Raw genomic sequence first — 17,990 nt, 5'->3', positions numbered from 1 at the left:
CACTCCAGAAACGAGGGATTTGTGCATCTCAATACGGTCTAGAAGGAATGGCTGCAAATGATATTCATAAGAGTGACATGCCGCCAGCAAATGCTGTGCACAGACTGAGGTCGGCGCAATCGACCCAATCACCCGGTCAAACGAACCGGGCAACATTCGGCGGACGCCGTTGGGTTCGATTGGGTCATTGCCGGCTTTGACACATTGTTTGAAAACAGCCTCCGGCTCCGAACCAACCGTGAATCATTGTATCGATTGCTTGTGACCGTGATTTCTGATGCCCGCTTTCCGCTTTAAGCAGCCATTGCAGGTCCTGCACAAAATCTGAGATGTTCACCATCATGAAAGCAATATATGCTAGTGCAAGCTATGGCTAAGCTTGTGGAAGATGAGGCGGCTGATCTGGCATCTGAACGCGAAACCTTATTGCAAAGGCGATTGGCGCGCAGTGAGACTGCGCGCATCGAAGCCGAAAATCTCTTGGAAACAAAAAGCCGATCTCTGGCCGCCGCCGAAGAAATGCTGCGACAGAAAGAGGCCGACCTGCTGGAGCAGGTCAATCGGCAAATGCTTTCGCTGGTTAGCGCGCAAGAACTGGCGCATGTTGCCACTTTCCATGGTGACGAAGATCAACGCTTCATCGGTTCCAATAATTTCGCCGACGTTGTTGGTTCAAAAACGCCCGTCACGAGTTTCCAGCAATTTTCAAAAATGCTCCATCCAGACGACCGCGAAGAGGCAATGGAGATCCTCTCGTCTGCCGGACTAGGCGAACTCGTTGGAAAAAGTATAAAACGCGATTTCCGATTTTGTGATGACTATGGAAAGACCCGTTGGTTGAGATGGTCTGTCACACAAAAACGATCGCCAGACGGAATAAGGTTCTTCGGATATGGAGCTGTCCGCAATATTACCGAAGAACGGCAAGCAGAAAAGCAGGAAAAACTTCTACTCAAAATCAGCGAGCAGAAAGCCAGCGAGTTGCTGAAACTCTCTGAAGAACTCAAGGCGGCGCGTAACAAAGAGGAACTAAAAGGCGAGCAATTGGGGCAGCGCTTAGCCGAAATGGAAGTTTTGGGAGCGGCATTGGAAGATGCTCGTGAAGAAGCTGTCGCCGCAGACAGATCAAAATCCCGATTTTTGGCGATGATGAGTCATGATATTCGGACTCCGATGAACGCAATTTTAGCAACGCTAGAGTTGTTGAGCATTTCGGATCTGAAAGCCGAGCAGATCAAACAAGTGGAACTGGCCAGAAATAGCGGTGATCAGCTCCTTTTCTTGCTCGCCGATATAATTGAATATGCACGAACCGATGGGTGGAATCTTGAACTGAAGATTGAGGAAATGAACCTCGCTGACCTCGTCGAGAAAGCTACGGACAGTTGGCGTCCACTGGGACGCAAAAAGCATCTTGAACTCTTGGTGGATATTGGCAGCAATTGCCCAGAATTCATTCTCACGGACCCCACTCGCACACGCCAAGTCATCGACAATTTCATTAGCAATGCGATCAAATACACCAGCGATGGTGAAATCAAGCTTTCGATCGAGATGATCACCCAAGCTGATCAACCCTTTCTAAAATTGATGGTTTCGGACACCGGCCTTGGCATTCCGCCAGACGTTCAGGATCAGCTGTTTGAAGATTTTGATCGAGGCAATGCCGCGGGCAGTGAAATTGAAGGTACGGGGTTGGGCCTCTCTATTTGCAAACGGATTGCTGTTGCAATGGGCGGCGATATCGGCCTTGAAAGCGAAGTTGGCAAAGGCAGTATGTTTTGGATCTCTATTCCCGCTGCGATCAGCGATGGATCCAAAATTGCAAATAAAAGTTCAAAAACCGCATTGCCAAAGAAACTGATGATCGATGGCCGTGTCCCCAAAATTTTGGTGGCGGAAGATGTCGAGGCCAATCAGATTGTGATCGCTTCGATGCTCGAAGCAATGGGGTGTGACATTGTGGTCGTCGGTGATGGCGCAGAAGTATTGACGGCGATAGAAAATGAAAATTTCGATGGCATTTTAATGGATGTGTGGATGCCGACAAATGGCATGGTTGTGACGCGCAAAATCCGGGCTGGTAAGCGGCATGCCAATATACCAATCTACGGTGTAACGGCCTTTGCTGCCGATGATGAACGCTCCGCAATCTTGGCTTCCGGCATGGATGGCGTGATATCGAAACCTATAAATCTGGCCGGACTGCATTATGCTATCGGTCAAATATGTGGTCTCGGCGAGCAGCTGACACCGATCGCGGCACGGGTAGAAAATTCTATTCCTGATTTTGATCATGTGAACGCCATCAATTTCGAAAAATTCCAGGAGCAATTGTTCGCAGTACCTGCGTCACGGAGAGAACCGCTCGTGCAAGCCGTTGTGGCGGATATTGAAAAATGGTGTGATGATTTTGGCCAAGCCTGGAAAGCAAAAGACGAGCAGGGCGTGAAAAGCGCTCATCATGCATTGCGAGGCATTTGCAACGGTTTCGGTGCCTATTCGCTTCTGGAAAAGATCGATTTGGTGCATCAGCAAGGAACCATTGGCGATGCTGACGCACTGCAGTCGGTCCAGGAAATGATGAAGATCACCATAAATACCATCCGCCGGCCTGACCAATAGTCAGACCGGCGAACGGGTTGGAAGAGGTTTAGGAGACCTAGTAGGCACCTCTTCCGGAGATGACGGCCGGAACCGTCTGGGTAATGAGTTTCAGATCTTTCATCATGGATCTGTTGGTAAGATAATCCAGATCCATATCGACTTGCTTGTTGAACGGGATGTCCGCTCGACCAGATACCTGCCAGGTGCATGTCAGGCCAGGCTTGCCGCATAGTCTGCCACGTTCCTTTTCGGCATAAGACAATACTTCATTCGGCAAGGCTGGTCTCGGACCGACAACCGACATTTCACCGGACAATATGTTCAAAATCTGGGGCAGCTCATCCAGTGATAACCTTCTAATCAATTTTCCGACGCGCGTGACGCGTGGATCCTTTTTCATTTTGAAGCATATAGAGTCTCGCTCATTTTGGTCCGAAAGCTGTCCTTTTCTTGCTTCCGCATCCCGATACATTGAGCGGAACTTCCATATTTTGAAGGGTTTTCCATTGGTACCGATCCGGGTTTGCCGAAAGAAAGGGGAACCTCTGTCTTCCATCGTTATCAAAAGGCATATCGCTGCGGCCAATGGTCCCAAAAGCACCAAGGCAAGCAACGCGATGGCCAAATCCAATGTGCGTTTCGATGCCGCCGCATAGCGCTGCGCATATCCGCGGACCACAAAGGCATGGGCGACCGCATGGCTGACGAAACTGATGTTGCCCCATAGATAGCGCTTGGCAAGGCGACGCGGTTCCATAGCCAGTCGCCAAGACCATTCCATTCCCATTTCGCGTACGATCTTAGGTGCCCGGGGGATATTGTTCGAATAATAATCAAACAAACCGCCCACGCCCATGATCACGGGAATGGTGATCTGGCTGCGATGCTTCTCAATCCAGTTTTCTTGAATGGGCACGCCCATTCCGACCATCAAGATAGAAGCACCGGATTTGTTGATCATGGCGATAATTTGCTCATCCGTCTGATCACCCAGATACCCGTTCCGGGTACCAGAGAATTTCAGTCCTGGAATCGTTTTTCGCATATTTTGGGCGGCGGCTGACGCGATCCCGGGCTTCCCGCCCAATAGAAATATAGACTGGTTCCTTTTTGCTGCTGCTTCGCAAATATGGGGAAACAGATCTGTTCCATTCAAATTGCTCACGGCACCTGTGCGGGCAAGCGACCCAGCCAATCGAAGGCCGGAGCCATCCGGAAGCAGAACGTCTGCTGATTTTAGGGCAGTGCCATATTGCTCGTTGTGACGCATCACATTGACGCAATGGGCATTTACAAACTGAATAATATTGCGCTCACCGCTCGCGGCCGCATCAACAATCTGAGTTGCAACTTGGGCCAATGATCCGTTGACCAAGGCCAATCCAAACAACGATGTAGTCGTTCTATCATAAAGCGAGATTGCCAGTTCAGAAATTCTAGACCGGCCAATTAGATGGGATGAAATTTGCCGGCTTTCGCTTTCTGAAAAACTGGCGGCAGACTGATATAGGCTCATGATGCAACTCCAAATTGATTGGTCACATCTGAGCATTTCCCATGCCAAATTCGAGTAATGCCCTGATTTCAGAGGGTTACACCGTTAACGCTTTGTTAGGGTTCGATCGTAGCAGCGCAAAACGCAAATATTGTCGCAAAATGCATGAAATAATATTCACATTGCAAAGGCTTCGTTGCGGTAAAGATTTCGGTAACCGCCAGCGGCCCCAAAAATCCGGCATTCAAGGAACTTGGCACAACAATTGAACAGTAGTCCTCAAACCAAACCGGGAACCTGTTCATGTCTTTCGCCGTAACAACATTCAAAAGCACCGATGCGCTGGGCATTGCCCGAGCATTGCTTGCTTATGGGTCGGTCGAACTGATGAATCGGTTCGTGCGTATACTGGTCGTCGTTGTTATTGCACGTCAGCTGGTCCCTGAACTGGTCGGCGTTGCGGCCCTGACTCTTAGTTTGTTTGAATTGATCCGAGTGATCGCCAATATTGGCGTCGGTCAAAAAATCATCCTTGCTTCTGACGAGATGTTGGAGCCGGTCTGCAATTCCGCTTATCAGATTTTCTGGAAATGGTGCGGCGTGGTTGCGCTGATACAGATGGCTAGCGCTGCTGTTCTGTTTCTAAACTTCGATCAGCCGCTCGCGGCAAAAATGCTGGCGCTACTATGTGGCGTCTATGTTTTTATGCCTGGGGGACTCGTCCAATGCTTCCGGCTGATGCGTGCCAAAAAGCTCGAGACCGTGGCAAAAATTTCCGCTTCACAAACGATCGTTGATCACTTGCTGACCGGCGCGCTCGTGCTGGCTTGGGCAAATCCCTGGGCGATAATATTGCCAAAGCTGCTTACCGCTCCGCTTTGGCTGATCATGATGCGCAGAGCCGAGACATGGTCATTTGATCGACGCAAGGGGCTCGCCAATCGTTCGGAGATGTTGAATTTTGGTGCCGCAATTTTGGCGACGGACATTCTTCTCGCTTTGCGCAACAACCTCGACAAGCTGATCATTAGCGCATTGCTGGGCGTGTCGGCTCTGGGCAGCTATTATTTTGCTTTCAATGCCGGAATTGGAATTGTCGGTGCACTGGCAACGGCATTTGGGACGGTCATTTATCCCTATCTGTGCAATCCCTCAGCACAAAGCCATTCTCGGGATACGCTGAAATTTATATGTGCGGCCGGATTAATAGTGTTTGGCGGCTTGTCGGCGGCACAATTCATTCTGGCACCGGTCTATGTGCCGCTGATCTTCGGGGCGCATTGGGTGCACGCCATTCCGCTGATTCAAATTCTCTCTCTTGCCGGTATCCCGCTTGTGATGGGGGCAATTTATTCAGCTTATCTAAGGGCTTCGGGCCAGACAACAATAGATGTCTGGGTCGGGCTGTTCATTTGTGTCGCAGCACTCAGCGCAATGTTTGCTGGCGCGCAATTCGGACTAGTCGAGGCGGCTGTCGGTTGGGTCGGCGGCACGAGCACCGCCATCGCAATCATCACAATAATTATCACCATCAACCGGCGTTCGCGCCAACTGGAGACATCCAAATGAACCTCCCATCTGTTTCAGTCATATTGCCCGTCTACAATGCGGCAACCCATTTATCGGCGACAATCCGTTCGGTACTAGACCAGTCTTATCAGGATTTTGAACTGATCATGATCGATGATGGCAGCTCGGACGACAGCCTATCCATCATGATGGCCTTTGCAGCCGAAGACCAGCGTATCAAGCTGGTGTCGCAATCCAATAAGGGTGTTTCGGAAGCCCGGAATTTGGGTCTGTCTCTGGCGCGCGGGTCGTTGGTGGCCTTCATCGATGCCGACGATCTGTGGCGCGTCAACAAGCTCGCAATCCACCGGGATTTTCACAATCGTCAGCCAGGAATAGCCGCAAGCTATGCAAAAATTGCCTTCATGGGCAGCAATGATGCCGATGGTCAAAATGCGAAAACCTATTCCCAGATCAAGCATAGCGCCTTGACCGTGAATGAAATTATCTCGGAAAACCCGGCCTGTACGATGTCCAATATTGTGGTGTCAAAAAGCGCAATTGATGCGGTGGGGGGGTTCCTTCCGGACATGTCTTATGCAGAAGACCAGGAATGGTTGGCGCGCATTGCCAAGGCGGGGCATCTCATTCACGGGATAGATCAGGCTCTGGTAGATTATCGGCTTAGTCCGAAAGGATTGTCGGTTGATTTGCCCGCGATGTATGTTGGTTGGCGACAGCTTGTTTCCGAATATGCAGCCGATCATGCGGTTCCGTCAGCGGAAGCGGTTTTCTGCCGATATCTGTCGCGTCGCGCGCTCCGCGCCGGTGCGCCGGCAAAAGTCGCTTTGGCTTATGCCGTTCAAGGACTCCTAGCGGATCGCTCTGCATTTCTCGATGATCCGAGACGGGGTTGGTTGACTTTTGTCTCGGCCTTCGCGGCGCTCCTGATGCCGCGGACAGCGCGCATCCACATCTTCGCTTAATTTGCCAGTTTTTATTCAAGGAAGAAACAATGACCAATCCATCCATCACCGTTGTTATGCCAGTCTATAATGTGGAAAAATATATCGTTGCAGCGATCGATTCCGTCTTGGCGCAAACATTTACCGACTTCGAAATTGTCATCATCGATGATGGTGGCACAGACCGTAGTATCGAGATTTGTGAGTCCTACACTGACCCCCGTATCCGTATTATTTCTCAGAAAAACCGCGGTCTCGCAGGCGCGCGCAATACCGGCATATTGCAATCACGCGGCGAATATATTGCATTCTTGGATTCAGATGACATCTGGGAACCCGAAAAACTGGCGCTGCACAAGATTCATTTGGATAGCAATCCAAGAATAGGGATTAGCTATAGCGGTTCGCAATTTATCGATGAGCAAGGGGCCCAGCTTCGCCAAGCCCAGCGGCCCAAGCTAGAGAATATTACCGCAAAAGACATTCTGACGCGTAATCCGATTGGGAATGGATCGGCTCCGGTCATCCGCAAATCGGCCTTGGAGGTGATTGCCTTTGGCCATCATGAGGAACCGCAGCGTATTTGCTTTTTTGACGAAAGCTTCCGTCAATCGGAAGATATCGAACTCTGGATAAGACTGGCTTTGACCGGTCGCTTTGCATTTGAAGGAATTGACGGGCTGCTGACCCGCTATCGGATTGTGACGGGCGGTCTGTCGGCCAATATTGCAGCACAATATGAGAGCTGGAACCGTGTGATCCAGAAGACTTCCGGCTATGCTCCTGAATTTATTGCTCAATATAGAGATGAAGCGCGGGCTTATCAATTGCGGTACCTTGCACGCCGCGCCGTGCAAATGGGTGAGGGTGCCTTCGCATTGTCGTTGTTGAAAGAGTCGCTCGCCATTTCCTATGCTCCGCTGCTTAAGGAGCCTGTCAAATCCTGCACGACCTTGGTTGCTGCAGTGATGATGCGCTATTTGCCCGCAAATATCGTGGAGAAACTGGCCATGCGTTGGACAGGCGGGAAGGTTGCAGCATGAACAACCGAATAGATTTCATCCATCTGCTCGATGACAGTTCCTTAGGTGGCGTCACCAAGAGCCTAGAGCTATTTCAGCACCCGCTCCTCAGCAGATATTATCGATCTTCTATCGAAAAGGTGCATCCAGAATGGAGCATAGCTCCAAAATATGATGGCTCGGTCATCGTTGTGCATTTTTCAGGAAGCTGGAAAACGATGCCTTTTCTATATTCATTGGCATCGCGCAATCCAAACGCGAAGCTCATTCTTGTAGAGCATAGCTATTCGCGCGAATGGGAGCAGCTCAATGTAACGGAGCAAGGCCGTTTTCGTTCGATGCTGAAGCTTTTGCATAGAATTTTTGATCGTGTCATTTGCGTGTCCGAAGCACAGGCAATCTGGATGAAAGAAGCGGCCGGATTGACCGCGCCGAAACTAGAAATTATTCATCCTTGGAGCGACCTGCAGGGGCTTGCAGGGCTGTCTCGGCCATGTTTCTCATCGAACGACCCGATCACCATTGGCGCATATGGCCGCTTTGTCGAGACGAAGGGCTTTGAACGGTTGATCTCTGTCATGAATGCTCTTGGCCATCAGAACGACGTCCGGCTTCGCCTTGGCGGTTTTGGTCCTGATGAGGAGAAGCTAAAGCGACTGGCGGGATCCAACAGCAACATTTCTTTTTTCGGGAAGATTGATCGCGTGGCTGATTTTCTCGATCAATGCGACATGATCGCCGTGCCTTCCAAATTTGAAGCTTATGGATTGGTCGCCACGGAAGCCCGCCTAGCGGCACGGCCTATTCTCGTTTCAAACGTGGGCGGGTTGCCCGAGCAGGTCGGCGATGCGGGCTTGATTGTAGATTTTGATGACAAGGTAGCCGTGGTCAAATTGTTTGAGAGAATACGGCAACTGCCGCTGGGCAAAATGTCTGCGGTCGGTCGTGATGACTGCCGCATGGTGACCGCAGATCGCGTCGGATCTTGGCTGGTGATGCTCTCCAGATTGGGACTAAGTGAAACCCAGCTGAAAGCTGCCTAGCGAAAAGGAAAGTCACCTTTCCCATTGATCAGAAAACTGGCCCCCAAGCTGTTGGGGGCCTTTTTCGTGTCTTCGGCATGCTGTTGATGTGGGATAGGCAAGCCAATATTGCTTAGCCAATGGTTGCTGTTTCGTCCGCAGATGGGCGGGTGCCGCAATTTTGTAGGGCCATGCCGATCAATATAAGAGCCGGCCAATATAGATAGGCGAGGGACTCTAGATTCTCACCAAAGCTATACATCAGCAGAAGAGTGATCATCGGCAGGCCGACTCTGCCAAGGTCGGTTGTCAGCGCCGACCGGACAAGCAACAGGATGCTCACACAAAAGGGAATCGCAAGGGCAAGAAAGCCGAATATGCCTTTGACAAACAGCAGTCCGTACCAGCTGTGATGGCTGCCGATTGGCATATATTCTACCAGATGGGGTCCGCGTTCGACTATGCCGTGCCCGAACCAGAAGGCTTCGCTTTGCCAGCGTTCTACTGCAATGCGACCCAATGTCTCGCGTACTCTGGTGGAATCCGCGCGTGCTCCTGAAAATTCAGATTTTGCCAGGTTGAACATTTCCAACAGGTCTAGCGCAAACCAGCCGGCCAGAAGAACAATCGGTAAGACAAGAAACCAGATAATAGGTCGGGTGATTTGCTGGAGAAGGAACGGCATGGGGCCGATTATAATCAGCCCGACCAGTGCCAATCGTGATTGCGAAAGGATGATGATTGCAAGCGCAGCCGCAATGCCCCAAGCTTTCCATCGAACATTTTTTTCTTGCAGCGCACAGATGAAATAGACGAGGCCAACCATTCCTGCCGCTGGAGACCAAGGCGCAAAAAACTGCCAACGCGGTGCGCCGGATCCGGGTTCCAATGTATACAGCGTGGCTTTGAAATATTCGGACCCTGAGCCACCGATAATTTTGAGAGGCGAAACCCAAAGCGTGTCCGGCAATCCAATGAAGGGCGCCGCGAGGAAAATGGGCAGAAGGAAAATTGTATATTTCCCGGTCTTACAAATCGCCCGATAGATGACTTCCGGACGGATCGGCAGGACGGCACCTGCAAAAATGAACAATGCGATCAGCAGCCAGCCTTTCGCCCATCCGATGGACGATTTTATGGTCGCTGCTGCGCCGAGGCCGAAATTTAGATGGCCGACCAGCAAGATGCCCAGCATCGCAACCATTCCGCCAAACCAAATATTGATCGCCCCATGCGGCCGATCCAGCCGCTGGGCCTTTGGCAGCGCCGGCGCAATATAGTAGAAATAGAGGGCCTGAAGGCTGAGCGCGACACCCAGAACCGGGCCCGCGATGTAAAGCCCGCCCACCAACCATAATAGCCAAGTGGCCAATATAGTGTGGTAGACTAAACGTTCCGGGCTATTTTGCGGATGATGGGGCGTCTGAACCATAATAATCCCAATCCGATCAGCATGATGAGGGTGGCGCCCGTCGCACCGGCCAGGGCAAGCAAGGTCGATGGACTGGACGGCGATTGTGGCAACGATGGTTGTTCCAGAGTCTGCACGAGCGGATAGGAAGCAAATGGGTCCTGCTTGTTGGTGTCGATACGAGCCAGTGCCGAAGAAAATACCGCTTCTGCCACGCGATGGTCCCGAACGAAGTCAGCAAGCTGGGAAGCCTGTTTGACCAGCTTCTCGCTTTTTGCCGACTGGCGGGAAATGTCCTTTTGGATCTCTGCCAAGCCGGCTTGCGCGCCGGCACTTTGCGAATTCGCCATAACCATGCCTTGCATCAAATTGGAGCGGCCATCGGCAACGGCAATGTCGACATTTTTCAATATGGCATTGCTACCCAATCCGGTCAGCGACTTGCCTCTTTTTACCAAAGCCTTTTTTACCTGATCACGTTCGGAAACCGCTTGTACCAGATCCCCATGATTATCGCCCAAGGTTGCTTCTTTTTGCTGGGCATCCACCGCCAGATTGGCATAGCGATCTGCCAGTTGTTGAAAGACCGGGTCCGAGCGCAATCGCAAAGCGGTGTTGGCGCCGCTGACACCCTTTCCAAGGATTGAAGAAAATCGTCCGAACTCTGCAGACCTCTGCCGCACTGCGATCCGCGCTTCACGCTCTTGTTGGCGCAAGGAATCCATGTTCGCGATTCTTGTGTTGAACTGATCGAGCGAAACAAGTCCCGTTTTTGCTTGAAAATCCAGCAGTGCCTGTTGCGTAGACCGCACCTTTTTCTCCAGCGCGACTAGGTTTTTGGCATCAGAATTTTCGCGCATTTTCGCTTCGTCCTGACGCAAGCCATCCAGCTGGGCAAGGAAGCTGTCTTTCAGCGCAATGGCGCGCTTGTTCGCCTGCTCGCTGCTGCGGCCTGACACTTCAACCTGGATCAAATTTGTCTGGTCGATCAACTTTATCTTTGGTGCCGGGAATTGCCCCGCTTTGTCACCGGTCTTCTTGGCGCTTTCCCGCAGCGTGATATCGGTCATCAATAGCCGCTTATAATTTTCTGTCGGGCTCAAGCTCGCGCTTGAAAAGGCCGATGAGATGGATGATTGGGCCTGGCCAATATTCTCGACATTCAACGATCCTCCAGCGCCTGATCCCGGCAAAATCAAGGTGAATTTGCTCCGATATTGATCCGGTGCCAAAGCCAGATATAATGCCGTCAGCACCCAGATTGCGGCAATCCACACGCCCACCGTTTTTAGATAGCGTTTGTGACGCATCAGCATGGGCGGCCGGTTCTTGATGGCGTTCCAAATCCGCTCGGGCAAACCCGGTAGCTCGATAACTTCGTGTTTCATGATCAATCGATGCTTTTCAGGAGGACATAGGGAGATGCCGTCTGTCCCACCAAGCTGATCACATCGCGCAGATTCATTGCGAAACTGTCGTAGCAGGTGAGGCCATCTCCGGGCATCAGATAGGGGTCCTTGGCATCCCGGTCAGCGTTTCGAACGAGCTTTTCGACCGACCTTTGAATCACAACCGACTTCCCATTGATAGGATTGCGGGACATCAACACGACTCTGCGTCCCGCATTCATGGCCGATCCGCCGACGCAATTTGCCGCAAGCATGGCTTGTGACAGGCGGGTGCCATAGGGCAAGTTTGTCGCATCCCGGTTGATAGCCGAAGATGAATTGCTGCTCGCTGGGCGAGACAGGTTTGACATATAGACCCTGATCCCTGGCGCCGTAATGCGCGATGGTTTTACGAGCGCTTCCTGAAAGCAGGACCGGGTTCCGACGATGACGCGATCGTTGGCGGTCAATGCGATATCATCAACCGAATTTCCGTAAATCGCACCATTTAAATCAATCCGGGACCATTGGTCACCGCGGATCAGATATACGGCGGAAAGGTCGGCATCGGGGCGCACGCCTCCGGCCGCCCGCAACGTTGTTGTCAAAGTTCGGCTGGCGTTCCGATCCCCTGAGTCACTATTGTTCAAATTGACACCACGGGTTTCCGCGTTGCGGTCGCCAACACGGATCATCCCGGGTTGAAAGACGGCCCCGCTGACCGAGACGCTGACGCCGCCCAGTTCGAGCAGTTGCACCCGCACGCTGTTTTTCAGTCCGCGGACGAGCCCTTCTGATAATAATCTCTGAGAAATAGTCCGTTCTGCCTCGACAATCGGTTTGCCCGCCAGTTGGATCGTCAACCGGCCGTCCAAAGTGATCATGCCGTTGGCAGCCAAAACATAAACCCGCGACAAGCGTTCTTCATCGCCTGCGACTTTCAAACGGATGCGATCTCCTGATGCTAGAAGGTCGGGCGTGCTAGCGAGGATATGGGAAGCCACTTCTGTGGCAGGCAAAGCGTTCACTGGGATGATCGCATCTCGACATTGCGCAAAGCCTTGGCCGGTCGCTTCGAATTGCTGCGGCGCATATTGACTGCCGACCGCATTTGCGGGTTTTCCCATGGTTGCGCAGCCTGAAAGAAGCGATGCGGAAGCCAAGAGGGCTATGAGTTTGTGCATTTTGGATCACCTGATTTGTTCAGGTCTAGATTAGCAACCAACGTGCCAGTTGGAGTTTTGTGGGGCTTTCATTGCTTAATTTCTGAAAAAGGGTAAATAAATCGAGGAATGTTTGCATTTTGCAAATCTATTTGTTGCATATTGCGAACAAATAGACGTGCATATTGCGATAATGCCTGTGGGAACCGCCCAATTCTGCCGTTCGCATTTTGGCACAAATGCTGCTTGGTACATCTAAGCCGATAAAGGCGTGCAAATAGGAGCAATGAATATGAAGGGTATAGTCTTCACCGAGTTGGTGCGGTTCATGGAGAAGGTGCAGTCGCCGGAATTTGCCGATCAGGTATTGACCGGAGCGGCGCTGCCCAACGAAGGCGCCTTCACATCGGTGGGCAATTATCCGTCGGAATATGCTTTGGCGATGGTGGGGGAAGCTTCTCAAAAATCGGGTATCGAAGCAGCTGAACTGTGCAGGCTTTTTGGCAAATATCTCTACAATCGATTTACGATTCTATATCCGCATATCATGGAGTCCTACACCACGGCTGAGGCTTTGCTGACCCATGTGGGCAGTCATATCCATACGGAAGTTTGCGTGCTCTACCCGGACGCAAAACCGCCGCAGGTGAGTGCGGAAGTCGAAAATGGGAAAACCGTTGTGCGCTATCAATCCCATCGGCCGATGGCTGCGATTGCTCATGGTCTGGTTGAAGGGTGCATGCACCATTATAACGATCAAAGAACTTTGGAGTGGAACTGCGCCGACGATGGGAAATCAGCAGTTTTCACAATTGGAGGATAGACGTTGGTTGGTCAGAAAATACTGATTGTCGAAGACATTGCATCGCTGTCGATTGCCTATGCGGGCCATCTGGAGTCCGCGGGCTATCAATGTGTGATTGTTGACAATTTAGCGGATGCCAGTGGCCAGCTCCGACAAGACCCCTCTGGTTTCTCCGCCATTCTTTTGGATCTGCAGTTGCCCGATGGAAACGGCCTCGATTGGTTAGAAAACGAGTCGGATATCGTTGCGCGTATATCGGTCATCGTGGCGACAGCTGACGGCTCGATAAACCGGGCAATCGATGCCATGCGCCTGGGTGCCTATGACTATATGGTAAAGCCATTGTCGCCCGCGCGTCTGGTAACGGCCATGCGCGGAGCTGCAGAAGTTACAAAAGCAGCCCGTATGGAAACAACGGACACGCCAAAATCGACCAAAGCAGATAGCGCGTTACAAGGGTTCATCGGGAAGAGTGCACCGATGCAGGAAGTTTACCGACAAATAAAAAATGTAGCCCATTCCAAGGCCACTGTCTTCATTACGGGAGAAAGCGGGACCGGCAAAGAAGTCTGCGCCGATGCCATCCATAAATCCGGACCGCGTGGCAAAAAGCCCTTTGTTGCAATCAACTGCGGGGCCATTCCCGAGGATCTTTTGGAATCTGAGCTTTTTGGCCATTTGAAAGGGTCTTTTACCGGCGCGATATCGGATCGCGTTGGCGCGGTGCAGGCGGCGCATGGCGGGACGCTGTTTCTCGATGAGATTTGCGAGATGGAGCTTAAGCTACAAGTGAAAATGCTCAGGTTTTTGCAAACCGGGACCGTGCAACGTGTGGGCGCGACCGAGCCGGAGAATGTCGATGTGCGTATCATCTGCGCAACCAATCGCGACCCGGTGGCGGAAGTCGCAGAAGGTCGTTTTCGTGAAGATCTATATTACCGGTTGGCGGTTGTTCCGATAAAACTGCCTCCTCTGCGGGACCGGGGCAGCGACATAAGCTTGCTTGCCAATAGTTTTCTGTCAAAATTTGGGGAAGAAGAAGGTAAGACATTCGAGCCTTTGACGGCCGAACTCTCCGCCAGCTTCGAAAGCCATGGCTGGCCGGGAAATGTCAGAGAGCTCCAAAATCTCATGCGAAGAGCCACCGTGATGTTTAGCGGGCCTCATCTGGATGCGACGATCATTTCAGAATTTGTCGATCCGTCGACACAGATTTCTGAAACGGCACGGCTTGATGCGATGCCGGCTAATGTTCCTGACAAATCCCTGCCTAGCGCAGGCTTTCATGCATTGGATGGCATGACCTTGGATCAAGTTGAGCGATTGGTTGTCGATCGGGCCGTTGATCAATGCAACGGCAGCCTGACCAAGGCGGCGAAGAAATTAGGCGTAAGCCCATCAACTCTGTATCGAAAAAGAGAGAAGTGGCAAAATCCTGACTCCTCGGATTGAATAGATAATGTGCGCCACATCGATCCGTTGGATGCGCACAGTCAAACAGAAAAAAAGCAAAAAACCTCCGCCATCTACCCTTCAGGCGACAACGAACGCCTTTGGCTATAATAATTTTATCAACTGGGAAAAGGCGCGGACATCTTCCAGCATGGTTGCAACCTGGAAAAGAAAGAGGAAAAAGATTGGATAGAATATTACCGGGTTTGAATCTGACCAACCCACGGTGCGCTTAAGGATCCCGCTGTTCCGCATCAGACGAACGCCGACAATGGTGAAACCTATGCCGATGATAGCGCCAATCACAATATCGCTCATATAGTGTAACCCCAGATAGACGCGAGGCAGGGCGATAAAAATGCTGCTGTATAAAAAGGCAAGGGCACCGAAACCTCTCGATATCATGAATATTCCGGTCGAGATGGCGAAGAACAGGATCGCATGATCGCTCGGGAAAGAGCTGTTCATCATCATTTCCGGCGCAAGAAGCTGCAATCTATCCGGGACCTGCATATCAAGTGATGTCTCCAAAAACGGTCGCAAACGGAAAGCGGAACAGTTAGAAAGCAGTCGAGCGAAAGTCTCGCCAAAGACGCTGGCAACCAGCGCTGCCAATATCGTGGTCCGGTTGCGGATGGGGTCAGATTTCTTCCTGCCATCATAATCCAGTGGAACCGAAATCCATGCAAAAAGCATGATTGCAACCAACATTGCACCTTTCGCGAGGTGGCTCGCCGAAAGAGTCAACACGGCTTCGTCAAACAACGGGGACCTGCCGTGCAATTGGCTCATCCATTGTGCAATAATAATATCCATTTTGTTTGCCCTTCATGATTGGCCTGAGGCGATCATTTCCCCAGTCGATTGTCCTTCAAGCGGGCGAACTTCGTGATCAGGCCTCTCTGACGTCTAGATGTTTTGAGAATGTCACCCCGCTGGTGAACAGCTTCGCAAGCAACATGCCAAAAATGAAAACGGTAGTTTTGTCACGAAATTGAACCCAATGCCTGGCTGGGCAACGCATTTTGAAAGTCTTTTTTTTGCACTTTGCAAAAGAATTTCCGCATTTTTCAAACTTGAGCGGACGGGCTTTGTCAAAAACCCGAACCGGCTTTTTCCATATAGGTTTCACGAGGAGGCTTCGGGAAGAAGAAGGTCTTAATTCTATCGGGAAATGTCCGTAACTATTGTGAAGCAATAAAAGCTAGGTTTGATCAAATATGAAAAATGGCGAAAACGTGAGGCAATTGGTGCTTTTTGGAAAGCGTCCTCTTTTACTCGTCAATTCTGATTTTACCGAAAGCTCTATTTCCGGACATTTCTCTAGCTCTGTGTTGCGGAAAAATGACCATTTAATGGGGGGGATACTCCTGTCAAATGGGCAAGGATTTCTGCAAGCCCTAGAAGGCCCTACCGAAATTGTTGAAATCGTGAGCAGCCGCGTGAAGGCCCGTATGAAGCTCTTCGATGTCTATTCTTTGTCGGATCGGATCTTGCCGGTTCGTGAATTCGGCTCGTGGTGTTTGACGATAAGTGGGCGCAATTCTTTAGCCCAGACCAAATCTCTTGAGAGTCTTCTCGCAGGGGTCTCGGATCCATTGATCAGTCGCGCGTTTTTGGATTTCAGCGCCGGACTTGAGGTGGATATGGCGATTGACCATGACGAGGCCGAACTTCTAAATCTCCACGGGTAGTTGACGAAGCATCAACGTAATACAGGATGCGCGTCGCCATTGCGCTATCAACATGCCGAAGCCCGGCGTCCGCTGTTGCACCCACAGCTGACGCCGGTTTACCGAGTTTTTGACTTCCATCTGTCTCGCTGCCAAGCTGCGCCCATGTGTGGACGGAAATATGCCAGCGAAGAACTGACTTGGGCCGAATATCGTGAAGCCCTCGACATCACCGGCACGCCGCCGAACACCAATTTTCAACCAAATTACAACATCGCGCCGACGCATGTCATGCCGGTTGCTGTGCATGAAAGCACGCAACATGTCTTGCGGCCTATGATGTGGGGCTTGGTCCCAACTTGGGCGAAGGATGCAACGCGATCCTACAATATGATCAATGCGCGGGCGGAAACGCTGGAAGAAAAACCTTCGTTCAAAAATTTACTGAAATCATGCCGGTGCGCTGTGCTGGTATCTGGATTTTACGAATGGAAGCGGGACGGCAAGACTAAACAGGCATATCGGATTGAGCGAGCGGATGGAGAGCCGATGATCCTGGCCGGCTTATGGGCCGAGAATGGATATCTGGAAACGACAACCTATTCGATCATCACAACGAATGCGACGCCTGCGTTCGGACCAATTCACAATCGGCTACCGGCCATCCTAGAGCGCGATCAGGTGGCGACCTGGCTCCATGGGCAATGGAGCCATGCAAAGTCGATGACCGAGCCATATAGCGGTGATCTGGACGTCAAGCCGGTCGGCAACGCAGTTGGCAATGTCCGGAACAATTATGCGGAATTGCTCGAGGTGAAAAACTAGGCCCGGGTCTTGAAGTTCAATGCCGAAACGAGAGAGGCTATAACCCCATAAAGCCCAAGCGGGTGTTTGAATGCATAACATCCCGAAAGCGGACGCTAGTCTTGATTGTCAATAGCAGGACTTTCAATCACATTTAGCCAGAAGGGTAGGATTTCTGAGAGCCGAAGATGTGCGAATGACACCCCCGGTAGTAGGCTATGTTCTTCACAAGAAAATTGAAGCAATTGTTTACCAAATCTAGAAGTATCTAAGACATCCCCATACGCAGGACCATCAGTGACACCTAATACTTCACCCGCATCGTTCTGAAATTCGGCTTTCGAAATTTCGCCACGATGCTCGGCGCAATTTACGGTCATGTCAATTATTGCCTGCGCAGCTTCAACTCCCAGAGTTTCATCGCGCTGACCTTCGTATATTACCCCGAGCTGCAATCTAACTGAATCTTGCGAGGTTCGGTCCACAGAATCTCTATCAACTAGTCTAAAATGACGACTAGGTTTCTCGCCTTCAATGTTTAAGAGTACCCACTCTTCTGCTGAAGTACCAGGAGCCGACGCAATGAATATCAAAGCGGCAATCGGAGAAAGAAGAATTCGCGCAAAATGCATCCTTGCAACTCATCAGAATAAATTGAGAAGTCAAGTTTTAGA

The 17,990-nt window shown here is 51.2% G+C and carries 15 protein-coding genes; 9 read left to right on the top strand and 6 right to left on the bottom strand.

The window, feature by feature from the left end:
* The first annotated feature begins 369 nt into the window (after positions 1-369).
* Positions 370-2,625 carry an ATP-binding protein gene (locus ABJV08_RS07915; protein ID WP_348040734.1) on the top strand — a complete coding sequence of 752 codons (2,256 nt, stop codon included), beginning with the start codon at positions 370-372 and terminating at the stop codon, positions 2,623-2,625.
* A 37-nt stretch (positions 2,626-2,662) separates the two neighbouring features.
* On the opposite strand, the gene ABJV08_RS07910 is transcribed toward ABJV08_RS07915, so the two are convergent.
* The gene (locus ABJV08_RS07910; protein ID WP_348040732.1) at positions 2,663-4,123 is read right to left on the bottom strand and encodes a WecB/TagA/CpsF family glycosyltransferase; all 1,461 of its coding nucleotides are present in this window, start codon (positions 4,121-4,123) and stop codon (positions 2,663-2,665) included.
* A gap of 282 nt (positions 4,124-4,405) precedes the next feature.
* Between ABJV08_RS07910 and ABJV08_RS07905 the strand changes: the two genes are divergently transcribed.
* Genes ABJV08_RS07905 through ABJV08_RS07890 form a run of 4 tightly spaced genes read left to right on the top strand, consistent with a single transcriptional unit; the run spans position 4,406 to position 8,641 of the window.
* Positions 4,406-5,671 (top strand): oligosaccharide flippase family protein, encoded by a 1,266-nt coding sequence (locus tag ABJV08_RS07905; protein ID WP_348040730.1) that lies wholly within the window; start codon positions 4,406-4,408, stop codon positions 5,669-5,671.
* Positions 5,668-6,597 (top strand): glycosyltransferase, encoded by a 930-nt coding sequence (locus ABJV08_RS07900; protein WP_348040728.1) that lies wholly within the window; start codon positions 5,668-5,670, stop codon positions 6,595-6,597. The genes ABJV08_RS07905 and ABJV08_RS07900 overlap by 4 nt, the downstream gene beginning before the upstream one ends.
* 29 nt (positions 6,598-6,626) lie before the next feature.
* The gene (locus ABJV08_RS07895; protein WP_348040726.1) at positions 6,627-7,619 is read left to right on the top strand and encodes a glycosyltransferase family A protein; all 993 of its coding nucleotides are present in this window, start codon (positions 6,627-6,629) and stop codon (positions 7,617-7,619) included.
* On the top strand, positions 7,616-8,641 hold the full coding sequence (locus ABJV08_RS07890; RefSeq protein ID WP_348040724.1) for a glycosyltransferase family 4 protein: 1,026 nt from the start codon (positions 7,616-7,618) through the stop codon (positions 8,639-8,641). The genes ABJV08_RS07895 and ABJV08_RS07890 overlap by 4 nt, the downstream gene beginning before the upstream one ends.
* Before the next feature lie 112 nt (positions 8,642-8,753).
* On the opposite strand, the gene ABJV08_RS07885 is transcribed toward ABJV08_RS07890, so the two are convergent.
* Genes ABJV08_RS07885 through ABJV08_RS07875 form a run of 3 tightly spaced genes read right to left on the bottom strand, consistent with a single transcriptional unit; the run spans position 8,754 to position 12,546 of the window.
* Positions 8,754-9,968 carry an O-antigen ligase family protein gene (locus tag ABJV08_RS07885; RefSeq protein ID WP_348040722.1) on the bottom strand — a complete coding sequence of 405 codons (1,215 nt, stop codon included), beginning with the start codon at positions 9,966-9,968 and terminating at the stop codon, positions 8,754-8,756.
* A 38-nt stretch (positions 9,969-10,006) separates the two neighbouring features.
* Positions 10,007-11,419: a hypothetical protein gene (locus ABJV08_RS07880; protein ID WP_348040720.1), complete on the bottom strand. Its 1,413-nt coding sequence runs from the start codon at positions 11,417-11,419 to the stop codon at positions 10,007-10,009.
* Between the two features lie 2 nt (positions 11,420-11,421).
* The gene (locus tag ABJV08_RS07875) at positions 11,422-12,546 is read right to left on the bottom strand and encodes a polysaccharide biosynthesis/export family protein (RefSeq protein WP_348040718.1); all 1,125 of its coding nucleotides are present in this window, start codon (positions 12,544-12,546) and stop codon (positions 11,422-11,424) included.
* A 328-nt stretch (positions 12,547-12,874) separates the two neighbouring features.
* Between ABJV08_RS07875 and ABJV08_RS07870 the strand changes: the two genes are divergently transcribed.
* Positions 12,875-13,405: a heme NO-binding domain-containing protein gene (locus ABJV08_RS07870; protein ID WP_348040716.1), complete on the top strand. Its 531-nt coding sequence runs from the start codon at positions 12,875-12,877 to the stop codon at positions 13,403-13,405.
* Between the two features lie 3 nt (positions 13,406-13,408).
* Positions 13,409-14,839: a sigma-54 dependent transcriptional regulator gene (locus ABJV08_RS07865; RefSeq protein WP_348040714.1), complete on the top strand. Its 1,431-nt coding sequence runs from the start codon at positions 13,409-13,411 to the stop codon at positions 14,837-14,839.
* 105 nt (positions 14,840-14,944) lie between these two features.
* Here ABJV08_RS07865 and ABJV08_RS07860 read toward each other — a convergent pair whose 3' ends face one another.
* Positions 14,945-15,655 carry a phosphatase PAP2 family protein gene (locus tag ABJV08_RS07860; RefSeq protein WP_348040712.1) on the bottom strand — a complete coding sequence of 237 codons (711 nt, stop codon included), beginning with the start codon at positions 15,653-15,655 and terminating at the stop codon, positions 14,945-14,947.
* Positions 15,656-16,059: 404 nt separating this feature from the next.
* Here ABJV08_RS07860 and ABJV08_RS07855 point away from each other — a divergent pair, with 404 nt between their 5' ends.
* Both ABJV08_RS07855 and ABJV08_RS07850 read left to right on the top strand, forming a co-directional pair.
* Complete coding sequence (locus ABJV08_RS07855; protein ID WP_348040710.1) at positions 16,060-16,533, top strand: BLUF domain-containing protein; 474 nt, start codon at positions 16,060-16,062, stop codon at positions 16,531-16,533.
* Positions 16,534-16,677: 144 nt separating this feature from the next.
* Complete coding sequence (locus ABJV08_RS07850) at positions 16,678-17,337, top strand: SOS response-associated peptidase (RefSeq protein WP_348040708.1); 660 nt, start codon at positions 16,678-16,680, stop codon at positions 17,335-17,337.
* A 95-nt stretch (positions 17,338-17,432) separates the two neighbouring features.
* Here ABJV08_RS07850 and ABJV08_RS07845 read toward each other — a convergent pair whose 3' ends face one another.
* Positions 17,433-17,948, bottom strand: a complete 516-nt coding sequence (locus ABJV08_RS07845; RefSeq protein WP_348040706.1) for a hypothetical protein — start codon at positions 17,946-17,948, stop codon at positions 17,433-17,435.
* Between the last annotated feature and the right edge of the window lie 42 nt (positions 17,949-17,990).

Origin of the sequence: Parasphingorhabdus sp. (assembly GCF_039982395.1) — a bacterium.
GTDB lineage: Bacteria > Pseudomonadota > Alphaproteobacteria > Sphingomonadales > Sphingomonadaceae > Parasphingorhabdus.
This window is presented reverse-complemented; position numbering and strand designations above follow the sequence as displayed.